This window comes from Streptomyces sp. GbtcB6 (genome assembly GCF_019091475.1).
In the GTDB taxonomy this organism is placed as follows: Bacteria; Actinomycetota; Actinomycetes; order Streptomycetales; family Streptomycetaceae; genus Streptomyces; species Streptomyces hyaluromycini.
This window is the reverse complement of sequence record NZ_JAGXJL010000024.1, coordinates 167,124-188,145: the sequence shown is the minus strand read 5'-3', so window position 1 is coordinate 188,145 and position 21,022 is coordinate 167,124. Positions and strand designations below refer to the sequence as shown.

18 protein-coding genes are annotated in these 21,022 nt (G+C 70.5%); 6 read left to right on the top strand and 12 right to left on the bottom strand.

Going from position 1 to position 21,022, the window contains the following annotated elements; genetic code table 11:
- Positions 1-357 precede the first annotated feature (357 nt).
- The 4 genes from KVT45_RS33955 to KVT45_RS33940 all read left to right on the top strand — a co-directional run bounded on the left by KVT45_RS33955 (position 358) and on the right by KVT45_RS33940 (position 5,072).
- The gene (locus tag KVT45_RS33955) at positions 358-1,611 is read left to right on the top strand and encodes a citrate synthase (RefSeq protein ID WP_217552992.1); all 1,254 of its coding nucleotides are present in this window, start codon (positions 358-360) and stop codon (positions 1,609-1,611) included.
- Positions 1,612-1,705: 94 nt separating this feature from the next.
- A complete protein-coding gene (locus tag KVT45_RS33950; RefSeq protein WP_217552991.1) occupies positions 1,706-2,650 on the top strand; it encodes a sucrase ferredoxin in 945 nt (314 codons plus the stop codon).
- Between the two features lie 83 nt (positions 2,651-2,733).
- Positions 2,734-4,395 (top strand): sensor histidine kinase, encoded by a 1,662-nt coding sequence (locus tag KVT45_RS33945; RefSeq protein WP_217552990.1) that lies wholly within the window; start codon positions 2,734-2,736, stop codon positions 4,393-4,395.
- Positions 4,392-5,072, top strand: a complete 681-nt coding sequence (locus KVT45_RS33940) for a response regulator (RefSeq protein WP_217552989.1) — start codon at positions 4,392-4,394, stop codon at positions 5,070-5,072. Before KVT45_RS33945 ends, KVT45_RS33940 begins: the two co-directional genes overlap by 4 nt.
- 18 nt (positions 5,073-5,090) lie before the next feature.
- On the opposite strand, the gene KVT45_RS33935 is transcribed toward KVT45_RS33940, so the two are convergent.
- From KVT45_RS33935 to KVT45_RS33925, 3 genes are all read right to left on the bottom strand, one after another.
- Positions 5,091-6,134: an ABC transporter substrate-binding protein gene (locus KVT45_RS33935; protein ID WP_217552988.1), complete on the bottom strand. Its 1,044-nt coding sequence runs from the start codon at positions 6,132-6,134 to the stop codon at positions 5,091-5,093.
- Positions 6,135-6,196: 62 nt separating this feature from the next.
- Complete coding sequence (locus KVT45_RS33930) at positions 6,197-7,063, bottom strand: ABC transporter permease (RefSeq protein WP_217552987.1); 867 nt, start codon at positions 7,061-7,063, stop codon at positions 6,197-6,199.
- Complete coding sequence (locus KVT45_RS33925) at positions 7,053-7,868, bottom strand: ABC transporter ATP-binding protein (protein WP_217552986.1); 816 nt, start codon at positions 7,866-7,868, stop codon at positions 7,053-7,055. Before KVT45_RS33925 ends, KVT45_RS33930 begins: the two co-directional genes overlap by 11 nt.
- Before the next feature lie 158 nt (positions 7,869-8,026).
- Between KVT45_RS33925 and KVT45_RS33920 the strand changes: the two genes are divergently transcribed.
- The gene (locus KVT45_RS33920; protein WP_189262350.1) at positions 8,027-8,719 is read left to right on the top strand and encodes a response regulator; all 693 of its coding nucleotides are present in this window, start codon (positions 8,027-8,029) and stop codon (positions 8,717-8,719) included.
- Positions 8,720-8,722: 3 nt separating this feature from the next.
- Here the strand turns inward: KVT45_RS33920 and KVT45_RS33915 are convergent, their stop codons facing one another.
- From KVT45_RS33915 to KVT45_RS33890, 6 genes are all read right to left on the bottom strand, one after another.
- A complete protein-coding gene (locus tag KVT45_RS33915) occupies positions 8,723-10,315 on the bottom strand; it encodes a cation acetate symporter (protein ID WP_217552985.1) in 1,593 nt (530 codons plus the stop codon).
- The gene (locus tag KVT45_RS33910) at positions 10,312-10,869 is read right to left on the bottom strand and encodes a DUF485 domain-containing protein (RefSeq protein WP_217552984.1); all 558 of its coding nucleotides are present in this window, start codon (positions 10,867-10,869) and stop codon (positions 10,312-10,314) included. The genes KVT45_RS33915 and KVT45_RS33910 overlap by 4 nt, the downstream gene beginning before the upstream one ends.
- Before the next feature lie 69 nt (positions 10,870-10,938).
- Positions 10,939-11,622, bottom strand: a complete 684-nt coding sequence (locus tag KVT45_RS33905; RefSeq protein WP_217552983.1) for a response regulator transcription factor — start codon at positions 11,620-11,622, stop codon at positions 10,939-10,941.
- Entirely contained in the window at positions 11,619-12,770 is a 1,152-nt protein-coding gene (locus tag KVT45_RS33900; RefSeq protein WP_217552982.1) for a histidine kinase, read from the bottom strand. Before KVT45_RS33900 ends, KVT45_RS33905 begins: the two co-directional genes overlap by 4 nt.
- Entirely contained in the window at positions 12,767-13,300 is a 534-nt protein-coding gene (locus KVT45_RS33895; RefSeq protein WP_217552981.1) for a CcdC protein domain-containing protein, read from the bottom strand. Before KVT45_RS33895 ends, KVT45_RS33900 begins: the two co-directional genes overlap by 4 nt.
- A gap of 789 nt (positions 13,301-14,089) precedes the next feature.
- The gene (locus KVT45_RS33890) at positions 14,090-16,213 is read right to left on the bottom strand and encodes a type IIA DNA topoisomerase subunit B (RefSeq protein ID WP_217552980.1); all 2,124 of its coding nucleotides are present in this window, start codon (positions 16,211-16,213) and stop codon (positions 14,090-14,092) included.
- Between the two features lie 440 nt (positions 16,214-16,653).
- Here KVT45_RS33890 and KVT45_RS33885 point away from each other — a divergent pair, with 440 nt between their 5' ends.
- Positions 16,654-16,884, top strand: a complete 231-nt coding sequence (locus KVT45_RS33885; RefSeq protein ID WP_089104328.1) for a hypothetical protein — start codon at positions 16,654-16,656, stop codon at positions 16,882-16,884.
- A gap of 99 nt (positions 16,885-16,983) precedes the next feature.
- On the opposite strand, the gene KVT45_RS33880 is transcribed toward KVT45_RS33885, so the two are convergent.
- From KVT45_RS33880 to KVT45_RS33870, 3 genes are all read right to left on the bottom strand, one after another.
- Entirely contained in the window at positions 16,984-17,850 is an 867-nt protein-coding gene (locus KVT45_RS33880) for a serine protease (RefSeq protein ID WP_217552979.1), read from the bottom strand.
- A gap of 122 nt (positions 17,851-17,972) precedes the next feature.
- A complete protein-coding gene (locus KVT45_RS33875; protein ID WP_308310939.1) occupies positions 17,973-19,529 on the bottom strand; it encodes an RNA polymerase sigma factor in 1,557 nt (518 codons plus the stop codon).
- 518 nt (positions 19,530-20,047) lie between these two features.
- A complete protein-coding gene (locus KVT45_RS33870; protein ID WP_217552977.1) occupies positions 20,048-20,935 on the bottom strand; it encodes a FadR/GntR family transcriptional regulator in 888 nt (295 codons plus the stop codon).
- Positions 20,936-21,022: the final 87 nt, after the last annotated feature.

The window sequence follows — 21,022 nt, the reverse complement described above, 5'->3', positions numbered from 1 at the left end:
CGCCCCCCGGGCCCCCCCCCCCCCCCCGGCCCCCCCCCCGCTTTACCCCCCGCTTTGCCCCCCGCCGCCGGCCCCGGCGCCGGCGCCGCGCGGGAAGCTGACCGCATGGAAACGTCACCCGCCCGTCGGCCGACGTCGCCGCCGAACGGGGCATCACCCGCTCCAGCGCACACTGCCTGATGGCGATGCAGTCCTACTACCACTTCGTACGACAGGATGCGGCCTCGCGCTCCTTCCGTCCCGGCGCCGTGCTCCGGCGCCGAGGACCACGTCGTCCGCCACGGCAACCACACCACCGCGCAACTTCCATCAATATTGATCGAGTCAATCCATGCTGAAGCGGCTACGGTGACGCCCATGCGCGATCAACACCCCGCTCCCGGCAGTCCCGCGCGGCGGCTGAGCACCAAGGAGACCGCCGAACTGCTCGGCGTGAAGCCCGAGACCGTGTACGCCTATGTGAGCCGGGGCCAGCTCAGCAGCAGACGTGAGCCCGGGGGCCGCGCCAGCACCTTCGACGCCGGGGAGGTGGAGGCGCTCGCCCGGCGCAACAGGCGGGAGGCCGCCGGGAGTCCGGGCTCCGGCGGTGATCTGTCGGTGCGCACCCGGATCACCCTGATCGACCAGGACCGGTACTTCTTCCGGGGGGTCGACGCCACGGAACTCGCCGCGCACCACTCCTACGAGGAGGTCGCCGAGTGGCTGTGGACGGGCCGCATGACCCGGGGAGTGACCTTCACCGCCCCGGAGGCCACGGTCACGGTCGCCCGCCGGACCGTCGACGCGCTGCCCGAACACACCTCGCCCACCGACCGGCTGCGGGTCGCCACGATCGCCGCGGCCGCCGAGGACCCGCTGCGCTTCGACCTGTCCGAGGAGTCCGTCCTCGGCACCGCGCGCGTACTGATCCCCACGCTCGTCGCCGCACTCCCGGTGCAGCGCCGGCGGGGGCACGACGACGGCCCGCTGGCCCACCGCCTGTGGCGCCGGCTGACCGGCATCGACCCCAGCGACGCCGCGCTGCGCGTCCTGGACACCGCGCTCGCGCTGCTCGTCGACCACGACCTGGCCGCCTCCACCCTCGCGGTCCGGGTCGCGGCGTCCGCGCGTGCACACGCGTACGCGGCCGTGTCGGCCGGGCTCGGCGTGCTCGAAGGCCCCCTGCACGGCGCCTCCAGCGGCCTCGCCCACCGGATGCTGGTCGATGTCCTCGACCAGGGCAGCGCCTTCACGGTGATCGCGGACGAACTCCGCGCGGGCCGCCGTATCCCCGGCCTCGGCCATCGCCTCTACCAGGGCGAGGACCCACGCGCGCGTGCACTGTTCGCGCTGCTGGAGGAGGTCCCCCGCGCGGAGCCCGCCCTGCTCGCGGCCCGGGACATCGTCGCCACGACCGCCCGGCACACCCCGCTGCACGCCAACGTCGACCTGGCGCTGGCCGTGTTCACGGCCTCCTGCGGCATGCCCGCCACCGCGGGCGAGACGATCTTCGCCGTCGCCCGGACGGCGGGCTGGATCGCCCACACCCTGGAGGAATACGGCGAACGCCCGCTGCGCATGCGTCCCAGCGGCCACTACGTAGGCCCGAAACCGCCACAGCCCCTGCCGTAACCGCCCCTTCGACACCCCTTCGGCACCCCCTTCGGAGGCGCGAACGGACGAGGCCGGAAGCCACCCCGGGCAAAGTCAGGTTAGGCTCACCTCTGTGAGTAGGTGCGCAACCGTCTCCCGGATGCTCGACGAGCCCGTTTCGGGTACCGCAGCCACCGCGACGACGTGGCTGCTGCTGGAACAACCCGGCCCGTGGGGTGCCAAAGCGCTCACTTCGAGCCATCTGGACCCCGCGCTGGGCCGCGCCCTTGAGGCCGCCGCCAAGGGGACCGGCGTGCGGATCGCGCTCATCCGCCGCCCCGGCCGCCACGCCGACCCCGGCACCCCTGCCGTACGTCAGGTGTACGTCGCCCACACGGTGCCCGGGAACGTCTGGCTGCACAGCGCCACCACCCGCGACCCGAGCCGGCTGCTCGACCTCGACTTCGTCGCGCTCGGCACGGGCGACCACCGTTCGTTCGACGCGGCGCTCGACGGCCGGCCGCACCAGGGCGGCCCGCTCGCGCTCGTCTGCACCAACGGCAAGCGTGACCGCTGCTGCGCCCTGCTGGGCCGCCCGCTCGCCGCCGAACTGGCAGCGTCCGGCGTTTCGGGCACCTGGGAGGTCACCCATCTGGGTGGTCATCGCTTCTCGCCGACGGTGCTCGTCCTGCCGTACGGCTACGCGTACGGCCGTGCCGAGGCCCATGCCGTCAAGGAGGTCCTGCACGGCATCCACGAGGGCCGTGTGGTGCTGGAGGGGTGCCGCGGCTGCTCCGCCTGGGAACGGCCCGGCCAGGCGGCCGAACTGGCGGTGCGCGAGGCGGCGGGCGAGTACGCGGCGGGCGTGCTGAGCGTCGTACGGACCGAGGGCGCGGCCCCGCGCTGGGAGGTCACGGTCGCCCACGCCGACGGCCGCCGCTGGCGGGTGTGCGTGGCCCAGGGCGCCTCGCTGCCGCCGCGTCCGGAGAGCTGCGGGGTGTCGGTGCTGGGGTCGCCGGCCCGGATGGACGTGGTGTCGCTGCGGGAGCTGCGGACGACGACGGCGCTGGCGAGCTGACCCGGACTTTCCCAAGAACTGGTCAAGAGATCCACGCCACACCCTCTTAAGCGCGGCATACCCGCGCACGTACCGTCGTGGGTATGAGCCCCACGCCCCCTGTACGCCGTCTGCGTCCCCGGCTGCCCCGGAAGGTGTTCTCGCAGATCCTGCTCATGCAGCTGGCGATCGCCGCGGGGGTCGCGGTGCTCGCGACCGGACTCTTCCTGGCGCCACTGAGCAAACAGCTGGACCAGGAGGCGATGCACAGGGCGCTGGCGATCGCCCAGACCACGGCCCAGGACCCGCAGATCGCCGAGGGCCTCCTGACCACCGCGCCGACCGTGAACGGGCCGGTGCAGAAGGAGGCGGAACGGATCCGGCTGGCCACCAACGCCGAGTACATCGTGGTGATGGACCTGGGCGGATTCCGCTGGTCGCACACCACGCCCTCGGAGATCGGCCGGCATGTGTCGACCTCGCCCAAGGAGGCCTTGGACGGCCAGGAGGTCATGCAGATCGACAACGGCACCCTGGGCCGCTCCGCACGCGGCAAGGTGCCGCTGTACGACTCGAAGCACCGGATCATCGGGGCGGTCTCGGTCGGCATCGCCTACGACAGCGTGCGGGCACGGCTGCTCAGCACCATCCCCGGGCTGTTCGCCTACGCCGGCGGTGCCCTCGCGGCGGGCGCGCTGGCCGCCTGGCTGATCTCCCGGAGGGTCCAGCGGCAGACCCGCGACCTGGCCTTCTCCGACATCTCGGCGCTGCTCTCGGAGCGTGAGGCGATGCTGCACGGCATCCGGGAGGGCGTCGTCGCCCTCGACCGCGGCGGTCGTATCCGGCTGCTGAACGACGAGGCGAGACGGCTCCTGGGCATCGGTGACGAGGCCGTCGGCCGGTCCCCCGACGAGGCGCTCGGCGCGGGCCGTACGACCGATGTGCTGGCCGGCCGGGTGACCGGCACCGATCTGCTCACCGTGCGCGGTCAGCGGGTCCTGGTCGCCAACCGCATGCCCACCGACGACGGCGGCGCCGTCGCCACCCTGCGCGACCGCACCGAGCTGGAGCAGCTCGGCCGTGAACTCGACTCCACGCGCGGTCTGATCGACGCCCTGCGCGCCCAGGACCACGAGCACGCCAACCGCATGCACACCCTGCTCGGGCTGCTGGAACTGGAGATGTACGAGGACGCCGTGGAGTTCGTCGGCGAGGTGGTCGGCGACCACCGGGTCACCGCCGAGCAGGTCACGGAGAAGATCCAGGACCCGCTGCTGGCCGCCCTGCTGGTCGGCAAGGCCACCGTCGCCGCCGAGCGCGGGGTCGCCCTGTGGGTGTCCGACCGCACCTGGCTCCCGGACCGGCTGATCGACCCCAGGGGCCTGGTCACGGTCGTGGGCAACCTGGTGGACAACGCGCTGGACGCGGTCGGCGGTACGCCGCACGCGCGCGTGGAGGTCGAGTTGTGCACGGAGGGCCGCGCGATCGTCCTCAGGGTGCGTGACACGGGGCCCGGGATCCCGGCGGCACAGCGGGAGCTGGTCTTCACCGAGGGCTGGTCCACCAAGAAGCCGCCCACGCACGGCAAGCGCGGCATCGGGCTCCCCCTGGTGCGCCGGCTCGCCGAACGGCAGGGCGGCAGCGCGACCGTGGGCGAACCGGAGGGCGGGGGCGCCCAGTTCACGGTCGTGCTCCCGGAGGCGCTGACCGCGCCGGAACTGGAACGGGAGCCGGCGCTCACCCCGGCCGAGGAGGAGGCGCGATGATCGAGGTCCTGGTCGTGGACGACGACACCCGGGTCGCCCGGGTCAACGCCGCCTACGTCGACAAGGTGCCCGGTTTCCATGTGGCGGGCGAGGCCCACAACGCGGCCGAGGCCCTGCACCGGTTGGAGACCCTGCCCCGCCTCGACCTCGTCCTCATGGACCACTACCTGCCCGACGACACGGGCCTCGCGGTGGTCCAGGAGATGCGCAGGCGCGGCCACCAGACCGACGTGATCATGGTGACGGCGGCCCGGGACGTGTCGACCGTGCAGGCGGCGATGCGCCAGGGCGCCCTGCAGTACCTGGTCAAGCCGTTCGCGTTCGCGGGGCTGCGCGCCAAGCTGGAGGCGTACGCGCAGCTGCGGCGCACCCTGGACGGCGGCGGCGAGGCCGAACAGGCCGAGGTGGACCGCATCTTCGGCGCGCTGTCCGCGCCGTCCGAGCCGGGGCTGCCCAAAGGGCACTCCCCCACCACCGCCGAGCTCGTGCGCCAGTCCCTGATGAGCGCCGAGGGCCCGCTGTCGGCCCAGGAGATCGCCGAGCGGACGGGGGTGAGCCGCCAGACCGCCCAGCGCTATCTGAAGCTCCTGGAACGCACCGGACGGGCCCGGCTGACCCTCAAGTACGGCGACGCGGGCCGCCCCGAACACCGTTACGTGTGGGCGACCCGCGGCTGAGACCCGCTCACCCGGCCGTCACTTGGCGGCCTCGACGAACTCGGTCGTGTAGGTCTTGCTCAGGTCGACATCGGCGTTCTGGATGTTCGTGTTGAACGCCTTGAGCACCTTCTCCACGGTCTCCGGGCCGTTCGCGGGCATCACACCGTCGTCGGTGAACATCGGCAGCGTGCTCTTGATGGACTGCGTGTAGAGGGCCTTGTCGCCCTGGGAGTAGTCGGCGGGCATCTTGGCCGCGATCTCGGCGGCGCTGTGCGTGGACATCCACTTGAGCGTCTTGACGAATGCATTGACCAACTTCTGGACGGTGTCCTTGTGACCGTTGACCCAGTCCGTCTGCATGTACAGGCTCGACGACGGGTACGGGCCGCCGAGCGCCTTCTGGGAGCCCTCCGGCGTCCGCATGTCCAGCAGGACCTTGCCCGCCTTCTTGTCCAGGATCGTCGCGACGGTCGGGTCGGTGGTCATACCGCCGTCGATGGAACCCTGCTGGAGCGCCGAGATGAAGGTCGCGCCGGCACCGACCGCGACCGGCGAGAAGTCGCTGACCTTCACCCCGTTCTTGACGGCGAGGTACTTGGTGAGGAAGTCGGTCGACGAGCCGAGGCTGGTGATGCCGAGCTTCTTGCCCTTGAAGTCCTTGGGCGAGGTGATGTCACCCGCCGCCTTGGTGGAGACGATCTCCACCTCGCCGGGCGCGCGCGAGAACTGCACGACGGACTCCACGGCCTTGCCCTTGGTCTGGAGGTCCAGCGTGTGGTCGTAGAAGCCGACCGTCCCCTGGACCTGCCCGGCGACGAGCGCCGTCTCGGCCTGGACGCCGGCCGGCTCGGTCAGCAGCTCCACGTTGAGGCCCTCGGCGTCGAAGTAGCCGAGCCGCTGGGTGAGCATCGCGGGCAGGTAGATGACCTTGTCCAGGCCACCGACCATGATCTTGACCTTCGTGCCCTTGCCGGAGCCGGTGGAGGCCGTGCTCGCCGCGTCGTTGGCACAGGCGGTGAGGGAGGAGACGGCGAGCAGGCCGGCGGCGGCCAGGGTGCTGTATCTGGCGGACTTGCGCATGCGGTTCACGTCCTTGTGAGAGGGCGGTGCGGGGAGGAGCGGAGGAAGCGGGAGGGAGGTGGTCAGCTGTCGGAGTCCGACGGCTTCCACCGGAAGATGCGGCGCTCGGCGAAGGTGAGCAGCCCCTCGGCGGCGAGCGCGACGACGGCGAGGATGACCATCGCGGCGTACACACCGGCCGCGTTGAAGGTGCCCTGCGACTGCGCGACGAGCAGGCCGATGCCCTTGGTGGCGCCGATGTACTCGCCGACGATGGCGCCGATGAGGGCGAATCCGAAGCTCACGTGGAGGCTGGTGAAGATCCACGAGGTGGCGGACGGGATGACGACCTGGAGGGTCACCCTGCGGTCGCTCGCGCCGAGGATCCTCGCGTTGGCGACCAGGTTGCGGTCGACCTCGCGGGCGCCCTGGAAGGCGTTGAAGAACACCGGGAAGAACACCAGCACGACGGCCGAGGCGACCTTGGAGGACGCGCCGAGCCCGAACCAGATCACGAAGATCGGGGCGAGCACGATCCTGGGGATCGAGTTGAGCACCTTGATGTATGGACCAAGGACATCGGCGAGGAAGCTGATCCGGCCCAGTGCGATACCGAAGACCACACCGGCGATGACTCCGATGATCCAGCCGAGCAGCGCCTCGTAGAGCGTGTACCAGATCTGCTCGCCCAGGGGGCCGAGCGCGGTGCCGTGGGTGACCCAGGTCCAGATCTGGTCCCAGATCTTCGACGGCATCGAGAAGTTGAACGGATCGATGACCTTGGCCCGGGACAGGACCTCCCACAGGCCGAGGACGGCCACCAGGAGCAGGACGCGCACGGCGAACACGATCGCCTTGCGTCTGCGGGCGGCCTGGGCCCGCGACCGGGCGCGGTCCGGCACCGCCTTGGCCGTGTCGACGACCGGTGTGCTGAGGGTGTCAGGCGACATGAGCGGCACCCCTCTCACGGGTGATGCGGACCTCTTCGCCGAGGGACTCCCAGATTTCGCGGTAGATCTCGATGAACCGCGGCTCCAGACGCACCGACTCGACCTTGCGGGGGCGGGGCAGGTCGATGTCGAAGACCTGCTTCACGGTGGCGGGCCCGGCGGTCATGACAACGACCTTGTCGGCCAGCGCGATGGACTCCTCCAGGTCGTGGGTGACGAAGACGACTGAGGCGCCCGTGCCCTCCCACAGCTCAAGGAGTTCGTCCGACATCAGGGCCCGGGTCTGCACGTCGAGCGCGGAGAACGGCTCATCCATGAGCAGGATCTCGGGGTCGTTGACGAAGGTCGCGGCGAGCGCCACGCGCTTGCGCTGGCCGCCGGAGAGCTGATGCGGATAACGGTCTTCGAAGGCGGCGAGACCGACCTTGGCCAGCCAGGCGCGGGCCTTCTCCTTGGCCTCCGCCTTGGGCACGCCCCGGAAGCGGGGCCCGGCCATCACGTTGGACAGCACGGTCCGCCAGGGGAAGGTGGCGTCCTGCTGGAAGACGAAACCGACCTTGTCGCCGACGCCGGCGACCGGCTCACCGGCCACCAGCACCTCGCCCTCGCTGGGCTCCTCCAGCCCGCTGACCAGGGTCAGCGTGGTGGACTTGCCGCAACCCGTCGGCCCTACGACGGCCACGAACTCACCACGCCCCACGGTGAGGTCGAGGTCGCGGACAGCCGTGTGCAGACCCCCCGACGGGGTCTTGAAGATCTTGCTCGCGCCCCGCAGCTCGATGGCGGGGCTGGTGTCTGCGCTCATGGGCCGGGACGGTAGGTGTGACCCGGACCACGACAGCAGTCTTCTGGGCGCAAGCCGTTCTTTTGCTCGCAAGCATCTGTTGTGCTCTTTTTGCTCGCGCTACAACTGCGGAGCCGAAACACGGGCTTAACGCTCGCCGGCCTTGAAGGAGAGGCCTGATGATTGACGTCCTGGTGGTCGATGACGACTTCCGCGTCGCCGAGATAAACGCCAAGTACGTGGGGAAGGTTCCCGGCTTCCGGGTGGCCGCCCGCGCGCACAGCGCCGCCCAGGCCCTGGCCGCCGTGAACCGCGGCACCATCGACCTGGTCCTGCTGGACCACTACCTGCCGGACCGGACCGGCCTCGAACTCGTCCACCAGATGCGGGAGCAGGGCCACGGCACCGACGTCATCATGATCACAGCGGCCAGCGATGTGACCACCGTCCAGAAGGCGATGCGCCTGGGCGCCCTGCACTACCTGGTCAAACCGTTCACCTTCGCCGCCCTGCGCACCCGCCTGGACTCCTACGCGGCCCTGCGCCGTACCGTCGACCGGGTCGGCGGCCGGGGGCTGACGGGCCAGGAGCAGGTCGACCGGATCTTCGGCGCCCTGCGCACCTCACCGGCACCGTCCGCGCCCGGCCTGCCCAGCGGCCAGTCCGAGCCCACGACGGACCTCATCTGCGGCGTCCTGCACCGCGCCGACCATCCGCTCTCCGCCCACGAGGTCGCCGCCGAGACCGGCCTGAGCCGCTCCACGGCCCAGCGCTACCTCCGCCACCTGGAACAGGCCGGCCGCCTCAGCCTCTCCCTGAAGTACGGCGACACGGGCCGCCCGGAGCACCGCTACGCCTGGGTCGCGCCGTAGTCCCTAGACCGCCCCCGCCCCCGTCAGCGACCGCACCTCGGTCTCCGCGTGCCTGGCCTCGTCCGGGACCTCGTCCGAGGTGACCGTGCCGAGCCAGCCGGCCAGGAAGCCGAGCGGGACGGAGACGATCCCCGGGTTCTGCAACGGGAAGTACTGGAAGTCCACCCCCGGGAACAGCGCGCCCGGGCTCCCGGACACCACCGGGGACAGCACGACCAGCGCCAGCGCGGGCACCAGCCCGCCGTATACGGCCCACACCGCGCCGCGGGTCGTGAAGTTCCGCCAGAACAGCGAGTACAGCAGCACCGGCAGGTTCGCCGACGCCGCCACCGCGAAGGCGAGCCCCACCAGGAAGGCGACGTTCATGTCACGGGCCAGCAGGCCGAGGGCGATCGCCACGACACCGATACCGACCGCCGCCGTGCGCGCCACCCCGACCTCGCTGCGACGCCTGGCGTGCGGCCTGCGCAGGGTGGCGTAGAGATCGTGGGCGACGGACGCCGAGGAGGCAAGGGTGATCCCGGCGACCACGGCGAGGATCGTCGCGAAGGCGACGGCGGCGACGATCGCGAACAGAACCGTTCCGCCTGTGGAGCCCGAGCCGCCGCCCAGGTCGAGCGCCAGCAGCGGAACCGCCGTGTTCCCCGACGCGTTCGACGCACGCACCGCGTCGGGCCCGACCAGGGCCGCCGCCCCGAAGCCGAGCACGATCGTCATCAGGTAGAAGCTCCCGATCAGCCCGATCGACCAGACCGCCGAACGCCGTGCCGCCCGCGCGGTCGGCACCGTGTAGAAGCGGGACAGGATGTGCGGCAGGCCCGCCGTGCCCAGCACCAGCGCCAGCCCCAGGCTGATGAAGTCCACCCGCGCGCTCCAGCTCCCGCCGTACTTGAGCCCCGGCGCCAGAAACGCCTTCCCGTGCCCACTGCGCTCGGCGGCCGTGACCAGCAGCCGGTCGATGTCCCCGTGGAAGTGCAACAGCACCAGCACGGTCAGCACCACCGTCCCGCTCAGCAGCAGGACCGCCTTCACGATCTGGATCCAGGTGGTGGCCCGCATCCCTCCCAACGACACGTAGATCACCATCAGCGCGCCCACCCCGATGACCGTCCACGCCTGCGCAGCCTCGCTGGTCCGCCCGAGCAGCAGCGCTACCAGGCTGCCCGCCCCCACCATTTGCGCCACCAAATAGAGAACGGACACAGTGACCGAGGACATGCCCACCGCGATCCGCACCGACCGCTCGCTCATCCGCGCCGCGATCACGTCGGCCAGCGTGAACCGCCCGCAGTTGCGCACCAGTTCGGCCACCAGGAACAGCACGACCAGCCACGCGACCAGGAAGCCGACCACATACAGCAGCCCGTCGTAGCCGAACAGCGCAATCAGCCCGGTCACCCCGAGAAAGGAGGCCGCCGACATGTAGTCGCCCGCGATGGCAAAACCATTCTCCATCGGCGAGAAGAGCCGCCCGCCGGCGTAGAACTCCTCCGCCGAACCATGCCGCTTCCGGCTCACCCACGTGGTGATCCCGAGCGTCACGGCGACGAACGCACTGAACAGCAGCAGCGCCAGGGTCTGGTGATGGCCCGTCATGACGCACCGCCCCGGGCGCCCCGGGTCAGCTCCTGGGTGTCCCAGCGCAGCTCCAGCGCGGCGCGGTCCCTGCGCAACCGCGCGTGCCGGGCGTAGGCCCAGGTGAGCAGGAACGTGGTGAGGAACTGTCCGAGCCCCGCGACCATCGCCACGTTCACCGCTCCGGCGACGGGCCGCGCCATCAGCCCGGGCGCCGTCGTGGCGGTCACCACGTACCCCACGTACCAGGTGAGGAAGACCGCGACACCCGGCACCACGAATCTCCGGTAGCGGCTGCGCACCTCCTGGAAGGCCGCGCTGCGCTGCACCTCCAGATACACGTCACGGGCGCGAACAGCCGCCTCTTCCCGCCCCGCTCGTGCCCCCGGTACGGCGGGAGCCGGCCCCCCGGTGCCGTCCGGCTCGCCCCAGCCGGAGGCCAGTGCGTCGTACCAGGGGTCCTCGTACCTGACTTCTCGGGAGGCCGCGCCGTACTCGCCCTGGTCCTCGTGCCGCCCGGCCGAACTCTCGGAGCCGCCCCCGCCGTCGCGGTGACGCCCGTTGCTTGACTGCATGCCCAAGGATGGACAGATCGGGAAGATCCCTGACTCTTCTTCCCCTGGCTCTTCACCCCATCAGGTGACTCAATCCGCTGGTGGCCGCACCAATCCCTTCCCGTAGGCGTAACGCACCGCCTGGGCCCGGTCCTTGAGACCTGTCTTCGCGAACAGGTTGTTGATGTGTGTCTTCACGGTCGCGGTGGAGACGTGCAGCTTCCGGGCGATCTCCTGGTTGGTGAACCCCTCGGCGATCAGCACCAGGACCTCGGTCTCCCGCGCGGTCAGCCCGTCCGGCGCCTCGGTGGCCACCGGCGCCGGCTCGGGCTGCGACAGCCGCTCCAGCAGCCTTCGCTGGATGCTCGGCGACAGCCCCGCGTCTCCCGACAGCACGCTCTCCACGGCTCGCACGATCTCGTCGCCGCCCGCGTCCTTGGTCAGGTAGCCACGGGCGCCGGCTCTCAGCGCCGGGAACAGCGACTCGTCGTCCGCGAACGTGGTGAGCACCACGACCTGGGTCCCGGGGTACTCCGACCGGATCCGCCGAGTCGCCTCCACGCCGTCGCAGCGCGGCATCCTCAGGTCCATCAGCACCACGTCCGGGGAGAGTTCGGCGACCAGCCGGACCGCCTCCTCCCCGTCGCCCGCCGCTCCGACCACCTCCACGCCGGGCAGCAGCCCGAGGAGCATCACGATGCCCTCCCTGACCACTGTCTGGTCGTCGGCGACCACGACCCGCGCGGGCTTCTTCTCCCCCTCCGTCTCCGTCATACGGGCACCCTCAACCTCACCTCGAACCCGTCGTCATCACGTCCCGCCTCCAGCGACCCGCCCAGCAGCTCGGCCCGCTCCCGCATACCCAGCAGACCGTACCCGCCGCCGGCGCCGGCGAGTTCGCCGGGACGACCGCCCGAGTCGCGTACGTTCAGCGTCACTTCGTGCTCGCTGTAGTCCAGCCGCACATGGACCTTGGCGCCGTGGGCATGCTTGCGAACGTTTGTCAACGCCTCCTGGGCCACGCGTCGTACGGTCTGCGACGCCTCGGCGGGCAGGGATCTGCGTTCCCCCGTGACGGTGACGTCGGCACCGTCGGTCGAGCCGACCAGTCCGGTCAGGAAGTCCTCCAGCGGGGTGAGCTCACCGCGCAGGGCGGACAGGGCCTGACGGGTCTCGGCGAGCCCGGCGCGGGCCATTCCCCGGGCGGCCACCACCCGTTCGAGGATCTGCTCCCGGTCGGCTCCGCGCTCGATCAGCAGCCGCGCGGCCTCCAGGTGCACCATCTGGGCGGAGAGGCTGTGGGCCAGCACGTCGTGGATCTCCCGTGCGATCCTCGCCCGCTCCGCCAGCGCCGCCGACTCGGCCTCGGCCGCTCTCGCGGCGCGCTCCTGGGCGAGCAGCCGCTGAGCGCTGCCTCGAGCCTCGGCGTCGAGTCTCATGACATAGCCGGCGAGAGCCATTCCGACGACGGTGGCCGCGGTGGTGAGCCATACGTCGTTGTTGAACGCGGAGTACGAGGCCAGGCCCACCGACGCAACGGGCAGGGCGATCGCGACCGGCAACCGCTCCAGGGCGGAGATTCCGCAGCCGCACCAGATCACCAGGGCCGGTCCCTGGAAGCCGGTGGTCTCCGCCACGACCGCGATGGCCAGGAGGACGGTGATCAGCGCCAGGGAGGGCACGAGCCGGTGGGCGTAGGTTGTCCGGAAGAATCCCCAGGAGACCACGGCGGTCACGACAACCCCCGCCACGGCCGCGGCCACGCCCCAGCCTTGGACGTGCGACTGGTTGAAGGCACTCCACAGCAGCAGGGCGAGGACGAGCAGTCGCACGCCCCAGGCGAGGGAGCGCCGGGGCCGGGAGAGCCCCTCACGGCTGAGCGCTTCGCGCGAGGGCCAGCGTGTCCAGGCGTTCTCCGTCACACGCCTTCCTTCCTGGTGACCCGGGCCATGTCGTCACCGTACGCCCGGGTGGGGCCGCTTGCGGAAGCGGCGGAGGGGAGCGTCTGAGCACGCCAGACGAGGATGCCGGAGCGGACCAGCAGGGTGACCGCCAGGCCGAGCATCAGGGCCGAGCTGTCCTGATGGACGCCGACGACGGCTCCGAGGGCGTAGAGACCGACACGCACGGCTATGCCGGCGAACCAGACGGCCGCGCTGGCCTTGGTGCTCTTGGTCCAGACGACACCGTCGGCTTCCGTCCACACCCGGGTCGTCCAGGCCCAGCCGGCGCCCAACCCCAGCCCCACCAGCACCTCGGTGGCGAGCAGCAGGGCGGACTCGGTGCGGTGATGGGCGTCGAGTATGCCGGGTTCGCGCAGCGCGACGACCGCGAGAATCACGGGCAGCAGCCAGAAGCGCCGTCCTGTGCTGATCGGGCGGGCGCGGAACTGGCGCGCGATCACCACGACGACGACGGCCACGATCAGCAACGCGTTGACGAGCCCGGACATCAGAGCCTCCGTGAGCGGGAAGGGGCAGTGCCGGGAGCGGGAGCTGCCGACGCCTTCGACGCTACGGAAATGCGCGGGTCAGCAGATCGGAGCGGGGGTGGATCACGGGTGGATTCCAGCGAGCGGGATCTCTCCACCCCCGGGTGGAGAACCACCCGCTGGGCCGCATGGTCGGCGGAAGGGCCTCAGGTGCGCCGATAGGCCTCGGACGGACCGACGGACCTCGGGTAGACCGACGGGCCTCGGACGGACCGACGGACCTCGCGTAGACCGACGGGCCTTGAATGAGCCGATGGGCCTGGGACGGGTCGGCGGCGGGAGTCTCGCAGAACGGCCAGGGTGGCATCGCGCGGGAAAGCCGGCAGGCACCCCGCAGCACAGCCCGAAGGCAGCTCGCGGCAGAGCCGACAGGCAGTTCGCGAAAGCGGCCGGTCGGTACCCAGGACAGCCGGCAGACACTCGCAGCACAGCGACAGACCCCTCGCGAAACGACCAGCGGGCACCCCAGCACAGCCGCCAAACACCCCGCGGCACAACCGAACAGACCCCTCGCGAAACGACCGGCCGGCACACCCACGACACACGGCCCAGCACCCCGCAAAACGGGCGGTCGACACCCCGCAGGACGAGCGGCAGGCACCCCGCGTGAACGGCCGACCGGCGTGTGGCGGGGCAGCCGGCGGGTTTACTTGCCGACGCGGTGGGCCGGACAGCGCACATCTCACCGCTGCCCGGCCCACCGTGCCCCGGCCCGCCGGCCGCCTCTTCGGCCGAAGCCCGGCGCAGCGGCTACGCGTCGATCCGTGACCGGTCCAGCGTCGCCGCCGAGCTGGAGATGAACTCCTTGCGAGGAGCCACGTCGTTGCCCATCAGAAGGTCGAAGACCTGTTCGGCCGCGTCGAGGTCGGAGAGGTTGATGCGGCGCAGGGTGCGGTGGCGCGGGTCCATCGTCGTCTCGGCCAGCTGGTCGGCGTCCATCTCGCCGAGACCCTTGTAGCGCTGGATGGAGTCCTTGTACCGAATGCCCTTGCTCTGGAACTCCATGAGCTTGTCGCGCAGCTCACGGTCCGAGTACGTGTACACGTACTTGTCCTGGCCCTTCTTGGGCTGGACGATCTCGATCCGGTGCAGCGGCGGCACCGCGGCGAAGACCCGGCCGGCCTCGACCATGGGCCGCATGTAGCGCTGGAACAGCGTGAGCAGCAGGCAGCGGATGTGGGAGCCGTCGACGTCGGCGTCGGTCATCATGATGATCTTGCCGTAGCGGGCGGCGTCGATGTCGAAGGTGCGGCCGGAGCCCGCCCCTATGACCTGGATGATCGCCCCGCACTCGGCGTTCTTCAGCATGTCCGTCACCGAGGACCGCTGGACGTTGAGGATCTTGCCGCGGATCGGCAGCAGCGCCTGGAACTCGGAGTTCCGGGCGAGCTTCGCCGTACCGAGCGCGGAGTCGCCCTCGACGATGAACAGCTCGCTGCGCTCGACGTCGTCGCTGCGGCAGTCGGCGAGTTTGGCGGGCAGGGACGAGGACTCCAGGGCCGTCTTGCGGCGCTGCGCGTCCTTGTGCTGGCGGGCGGCGATGCGGGTCCGCGTGGCGGCGACCACCTTCTCCATGACCACGCGGGCCTGGGCGGCGGCGTCACGCTTGGTGGAGGTGAGGAACGCCTTCAGTTCCTTGGAGATCACGCTGTTCACGATCCGGCGGGCAGCCGAGGTACCGAGGACCTCCTTGGTCTGACCCTCGAACTGCGGCTCGGCGAGCCGGACGGTGACGACGGCGGTGAGGCCCTCCAGAGCGTCGTCCTTGACGATGTCGTCCTCGGCGACGCGCAGCAGCTTCTTGGCGCGCAGTGCCTCGTTGAGGGTCTCGCGGATGGCCTGCTCGAAGCCGGCCACATGGGTGCCGCCCTTGGGCGTGGCGATGATGTTGACGAACGACCTGACGTTCTGGTCGTAACCGGTGCCCCAGCGCAGCGCCACGTCGACGCCGAGTTCGCGGGTGACCTCGGTGGGGGTCATCTGGCCGTGTTCGTCCAGGACCGGGACGGTCTCCTTGAAGGTGCCCTGTCCGGAGAAGCGGAGGACGTCGCAGACCGGCTTGTCAGTGGCCAGGTACTCGCAGAACTCACTGATGCCGCCGTCGAAGCGGAACGACTCCTCGCCCTTGCTGCCGCCCTCGCCGAGGCCGTACTCGTCCCGGACGACGATGGTCAGGCCGGGCACCAGGAACGCGGTCTGGCGGGCACGCTGGTGGAGCGTGTCCAGGGAGAGCTTGGCGTCCTTGAGGAAGATCTGGCGGTCGGCCCAGTAGCGCACGCGCGTGCCAGTGCGGGTCTTGGGCACCCTCTTGGTCTTGCGCAGCCCGCTCCCGGCCTCGAACTTGCCGTCCGGGCCGACGCCGGTGAAGGCCCCCGGCACGCCACGGCGGAAGCTGATGGCGTGCACACTGCCGCCGCGGTCGACCTCGACGTCGAGACGCGCGGAGAGCGCGTTGACCACGGAGGCACCGACGCCGTGCAGACCGCCGGAGGCGGCGTAGGAGCCACCGCCGAACTTGCCGCCGGCGTGCAGCTTGGTCATGACGACCTCGACGCCGGACAGACCGGTCTTGGGCTCGACGTCCACGGGGATGCCGCGGCCGTTGTCCCGGACCTCGACGGAGCCGTCGTCATGGAGGATGACGTCGATGTGGTCGCAGTAGCCGCCGAGGGCCTCGTCCACGGCGTTGTCGATGATCTCCCACAGGCAGTGCATCAGACCACGACTGTCAGTCGATCCGATGTACATGCCGGGACGCTTGCGCACGGCTTCCAGGCCCTCAAGGACGAGCAGGTGCCGCGCGGTGTAGTTGGAGCCGTCCCGGTCTGCTCCTGCCAGCAGCGCAGTGGACGGCACGGACGTATCGGCGGTCACGCGGTTCGCTCCTCGCTGAATTTCAATGGGGCCCCTTTGGGGTAAGGGGTCGGCTTCGGTCGCCGCTCAGAGGGTACCGAGGCCTGGTAGAGCCGTTGTAACGCCACCCTCGTGGTGAACTCACACTAGTCCAACGTCGTATACGTGTTCGATCCCTCGATGGAGTGAAGTACATATCACGTTCCCTTCGAGGCATGAACCATTTAGGCTCCGGGCACGTCCTCACAAACAACCGGCAACCCGGCCGGGAGGATGAGACCGATGAACCGCGCGAACCCGTAAGCACTCAAGAAACGCAATACGGCACATTCGCCGCCAACCGGCAGCAGACGGCCACCTCGAAAGATTTTTTTCGAGGAGAAGCCCCGAGCGGGAACGTTTTCGGGCTGGTTGGATGTTGACCCTGGTACGACAGCTCGTCGAGCTAGAGAAGAGGCGACGTGACTACTGTTCTGACCCCCGCGAGCCACCTGACGGCCGCCGATCGCTGCGACCGCTGCGGCGCCCAGGCATACCTGCGCGTCGTGCTGCTCAGCGGCGGAGAACTGCTCTTCTGCGCCCACCACGGTCGCAAGTTCGAGCCGGAACTCAAGAAGATCGCCGCTGAGATACAGGACGAGACGGAGCGGCTGACCACCGTTCCGGCCATCGCCTCGGAAGATGAGCGCTGACCTCTCGCATCCACGACGAGCCAGCTCCGGCACAGGCCGGTGAAGGGCGGCCGCTCCTCCAGGGGAGCGGCCGCCCTCGTCGTAGCCGCGTAGAGGCCGTCAGGAGGGCGTGTGAGGCCGGCGTGAGCCACTGAGGGCACCGCCGGGGCCCAGCGCCCGTACGACCTCCGAGACGCGCGTGTAGACGCCGGGATTCCCCGGGCGCCCGCAGCCGCTCCCCCACGACACGAGCCCGATCAGCTTCCCGTCGGCGACCAGCGGCCCTCCGCTGTCGCCCTGGCAGGCGTCCGGGCCGCCCCGGGTCTCGCCCGCACACACCATCGAGTCCGCCCGGAAGGTGCCGTCGGCGCCGCCGGGATAGGCCCGCTCGCACGTCTCGTCGGGCAGCACATGGAGCCGTGCCGCGTACAGCCGGCGTGAGTAGTCGCCGCCGCCCGTGATGTCACCCCACCCCGAGACCAGGGCACTGGTGCCGGGGCCGTAGGCGGCGTCCCCCTGGGGGGCCATCGCGATGACCGCGTCGCCGGGCAGGGGCTTGGCAAGGGTGAGGACTGCGAAGTCACCGGTGTTGGCGTCGGGGTCGTAGCCCGGATTGACGCGGACGACAGTGACGGGGATCTCCTGTCCCTGCGCAGCGAGCAGATCCGTGCGGCCCGCGATGACCTTGAGGTCGCGGACCGGGTCGGACGGCCCGCCGACGACCTCGTCGGTCAGGCAGTGGGCCGCGGTCAGCACCGTGGTCCGCCCGATCGCCACTCCCCCGCAGAACTGGCCGGCCCGCGTACCCCCGAACCGGTCACGGCTGGACAGCGCGACCGTCCACGGGGCCTGGGAGACGTCGACGGGGAAGCCGCCGACCACGACGCTGTCGGCGGCGGCGGGAGACGTGGTGGCCAGCGGTATGGCCGTGGCGACGGCCGCCAGGATCAGCGGCCGGATCAGGACCGGGGCAACAGAACGGCGCATGCACGCTCCTCACTCTGGGTGGTACCGGGACACCCAGAGTCATGCAGCGCACCGCGACCCGCAGCGCGAAGGCCCGGCTCCCTCCCGAGGGGACCGGGCCTTCGAGGTCGTACGAACGCGACCTAGTCGAGGTAGTCGCGCAGCACCTGGGAACGCGACGGGTGGCGCAGCTTCGACATGGTCTTGGACTCGATCTGGCGGATGCGCTCACGCGTGACGCCGTAGACCTTGCCGATCTCGTCGAGGGTCTTCGGCTGACCGTCGGTGAGACCGAACCGCATGGAGACGACGCCGGCCTCGCGCTCGGACAGGGTGTCCAGCACCGAGTGCAGCTGCTCCTGGAGCAGCGTGAAGCTGACGGCGTCGGCGGGGACGACGGCCTCGGAGTCCTCGATGAGGTCACCGAACTCGCTGTCGCCGTCCTCACCCAGGGGGGTGTGCAGGGAGATGGGCTCACGGCCGTACTTCTGGACCTCGATGACCTTCTCCGGGGTCATGTCGAGTTCCTTGGCCAGCTCCTCCGGGGTGGGCTCGCGGCCCAGGTCCTGGAGCATCTGGCGCTGCACGCGCGCGAGCTTGTTGATGACCTCGACCATGTGCACCGGGATACGGATGGTGCGGGCCTGGTCGGCCATGGCGCGGGTGATCGCCTGGCGGATCCACCAGGTGGCGTACGTGGAGAACTTGTAGCCCTTGGTGTAGTCGAACTTCTCGACCGCGCGGATCAGACCGAGGTTGCCCTCCTGGATGAGGTCCAGGAAGAGCATGCCGCGGCCGGTGTAGCGCTTGGCCAGGGAGACCACCAGACGGAGGTTGGCCTCCAGGAGGTGGTTCTTGGCACGGCGGCCGTCCTCGGCGATGATCTCCAGCTCGCGCTTGAGCTTCGGGGCGAGCTTGTCGGCGTTGGCCAGCTTGTCCTCGGCGAACAGACCGGCCTCGATACGCTTGGCGAGCTCGACCTCCTGCTCCGCGTTGAGCAGGGGGACCTTGCCGATCTGCTTGAGGTAGTCCTTGACCGGGTCGGCGGTGGCACCGGCCGCGGCGACCTGCTGCGCCGGCGCGTCATCCTCGTCCTCGTCGGACAGGACGAAGCCCGCGCTCTCGGCGCCCTCGGGCTCCTCGGCGCCCGCCTTGGCCTCCTCGAGGACCTCGTCCTCAAGGATCTCGACGTCGTCCTTCTTGGCGGCGGTCTTCTTGGCCACCGTCTTCTTGGCGGCGGCGGTCGCGGTCTTCTTCGCGGCCGCCTTCTTGGCGGTGGGGGCGGCCTTCTTGGCAACGGCCTTCTTCACGGTCGCCGCCTCCTCGGCCGGATCGTCGGCGACGGCTGCGGAAGCCACGGCCGGGGCGGCCGTGGCGGTGGCCTTCCGGGTGGTCACCGTCTTCGCCGCGACCGTCTTGGTGGCGGTGCGCTTGGCCGGACTCTTCGCTGCGACGCTCTTACGGGTGCGCTTGGGCTCCGCGGCACTGACCATCAGCGTCACACCCTCTTCCTCAAGGATCTGGTTGAGGCTGCGCAGTACGTTCTTCCACTGAGTGGCCGGAATCTGGTCAGCTTCGAAGGCCCGACGCACATCGTCGCCGGCGATCTGCCCATCAGCCTTTCCCCGCTCAATGAGAGCCATGACAGAGACGGACTCGGCGATCTCCGGCGGGAGCGTACGGGATGTGCTGGCCGACACGAACAACCTCTCGGAACGTTGGAAAACGGCTTCCGGCCCCGTCCGGGACGGACTGGAGCCGACCGCCGGCTTGGGGATGGGCCGACGGCGCGGGCGGGGGGCCGGGAAGATTCACAGCGCCATGAATGGCGTCCGTATTCCCTCCGCGGCTGTCACCTCTTAGGTCATCGCGTTGTTCGCAAGAGCGTTACGCCCAATCTACGTGGCCCGAGTCACACCCCGTAAGCGCTCAAAAACGGCCAGATGCGGACAGAGGTTGCCGTTGACGATCTGTCCGGGCCGTTCGGACCGCCGCGGCGCCTGCCGACGGCAGCCGCGGAGCTGATCGTACGACCGCTGCGGAACACGTCGCACGACCGGTCACCGCGCACCACAGCGGCCCCGCCGCGCCGCCGGGCCCCGCCGGATCCCCTGAGGCTCCGGCGGGGCCCGGCGGCGGCCGGCGGCGGAAGCAGACTCCCGGACCGACGGCACCCCGAGACCGCGGCACTGACCGAGCACACCGCTCCCGACGCGGGTCAGTGCTCGCGCGGTGCGGGCACCACGCGCTCCACCTCGGGGTGGATGGTCAGCAGCTGGCGCATCGCCGACTCGGCCGCGGTGCCGTCGCCGGTGCCGAGCGCGTCGACGATCCGCGCGTGCTGGGCCAGGGACGCCTCGTTCGGCCGCTCACAGCCGGTGACCGGGCCGCCGGACACCTGGAGCGCCGCCGACACGATGCCGGAGAGGTGCTCCAGCATGCGGTTGCCCGCGATCTGGATGAGCAGCGAGTGGAACTCGGCGTCGGCGCGCGAGAAGGTCAGCGCGTCACCCTGCGCCATGGCGTGACTCATGATCTCGACCATGTCGCACAGGCGCTGCTGGACGTCCTCACGCCCGTGCCCGGCGGCGAGGCGGGCGGCGAGCGGCTCGATCGTCCAGCGCAGCTCGCTGAGCTCACGGCGCTGGTCGTCCCGCTGCGGCCCGAAGGCCCGCCACTCGATGATGTCCGGGTCGAGGAGGTTCCAGTCACTGACGGGACGCACGCGCGTGCCGACGTTCGGGCGGGCGCTGACCAGGCCCTTGGCCTCCAGGACCCGGAGGGACTCGCGGACGACGGTGCGGGAGACCTCGAAACGCTGGCCGATCTCCTCGGGGACCAGAGGGCGGTCCGCACCCAGGTCGCCGGAGACGATCATCTGACCCAGCTGCTGGACGAGCTGGCCGTGCAGTCCGCGGCCGCGGCTGCCCGCGGCGCGCCGGCCGACACGGCCCAGCTCCGGATCCGCGCCCTCCCAGGAGGGCGTACCCACACGATCGGCGGCGGGGACCTCCGCATAGGGGTAGCGGTCGAGTTCGCCCGGGCCGACCAGACCAGAGTCTGCGGAGCGGGCGGCGGTCATCATGGTGTGCGCAAGGGTACTCACGGATCCTTTGTCGGCGCTGCCTTCAACTCCCTTGAGGTCTTTGGTGAAAAGCACACGAAAGGGTGATCGCTCACCCCGTCGCAATTG

What these genes read in the sequence shown, in the direction of transcription:
- KVT45_RS33935 (WP_217552988.1), bottom strand. Translation starts at nt 6,134, where the DNA reads ATGCGCAAGTCCGCCAGATACAGCACCCTGGCCGCCGCCGGCCTGCTC.
- KVT45_RS33955 (WP_217552992.1), top strand. Translation starts at nt 358, where the DNA reads ATGCGCGATCAACACCCCGCTCCCGGCAGTCCCGCGCGGCGGCTGAGC.
- KVT45_RS33920 (WP_189262350.1), top strand. Translation starts at nt 8,027, where the DNA reads ATGATTGACGTCCTGGTGGTCGATGACGACTTCCGCGTCGCCGAGATA.
- KVT45_RS33940 (WP_217552989.1), top strand. Translation starts at nt 4,392, where the DNA reads ATGATCGAGGTCCTGGTCGTGGACGACGACACCCGGGTCGCCCGGGTC.
- KVT45_RS33930 (WP_217552987.1), bottom strand. Translation starts at nt 7,063, where the DNA reads ATGTCGCCTGACACCCTCAGCACACCGGTCGTCGACACGGCCAAGGCG.
- KVT45_RS33915 (WP_217552985.1), bottom strand. Translation starts at nt 10,315, where the DNA reads ATGACGGGCCATCACCAGACCCTGGCGCTGCTGCTGTTCAGTGCGTTC.
- KVT45_RS33925 (WP_217552986.1), bottom strand. Translation starts at nt 7,868, where the DNA reads ATGAGCGCAGACACCAGCCCCGCCATCGAGCTGCGGGGCGCGAGCAAG.
- KVT45_RS33910 (WP_217552984.1), bottom strand. Translation starts at nt 10,869, where the DNA reads ATGCAGTCAAGCAACGGGCGTCACCGCGACGGCGGGGGCGGCTCCGAG.
- KVT45_RS33895 (WP_217552981.1), bottom strand. Translation starts at nt 13,300, where the DNA reads ATGTCCGGGCTCGTCAACGCGTTGCTGATCGTGGCCGTCGTCGTCGTG.
- KVT45_RS33880 (WP_217552979.1), bottom strand. Translation starts at nt 17,850, where the DNA reads ATGCGCCGTTCTGTTGCCCCGGTCCTGATCCGGCCGCTGATCCTGGCG.
- KVT45_RS33945 (WP_217552990.1), top strand. Translation starts at nt 2,734, where the DNA reads ATGAGCCCCACGCCCCCTGTACGCCGTCTGCGTCCCCGGCTGCCCCGG.
- KVT45_RS33905 (WP_217552983.1), bottom strand. Translation starts at nt 11,622, where the DNA reads ATGACGGAGACGGAGGGGGAGAAGAAGCCCGCGCGGGTCGTGGTCGCC.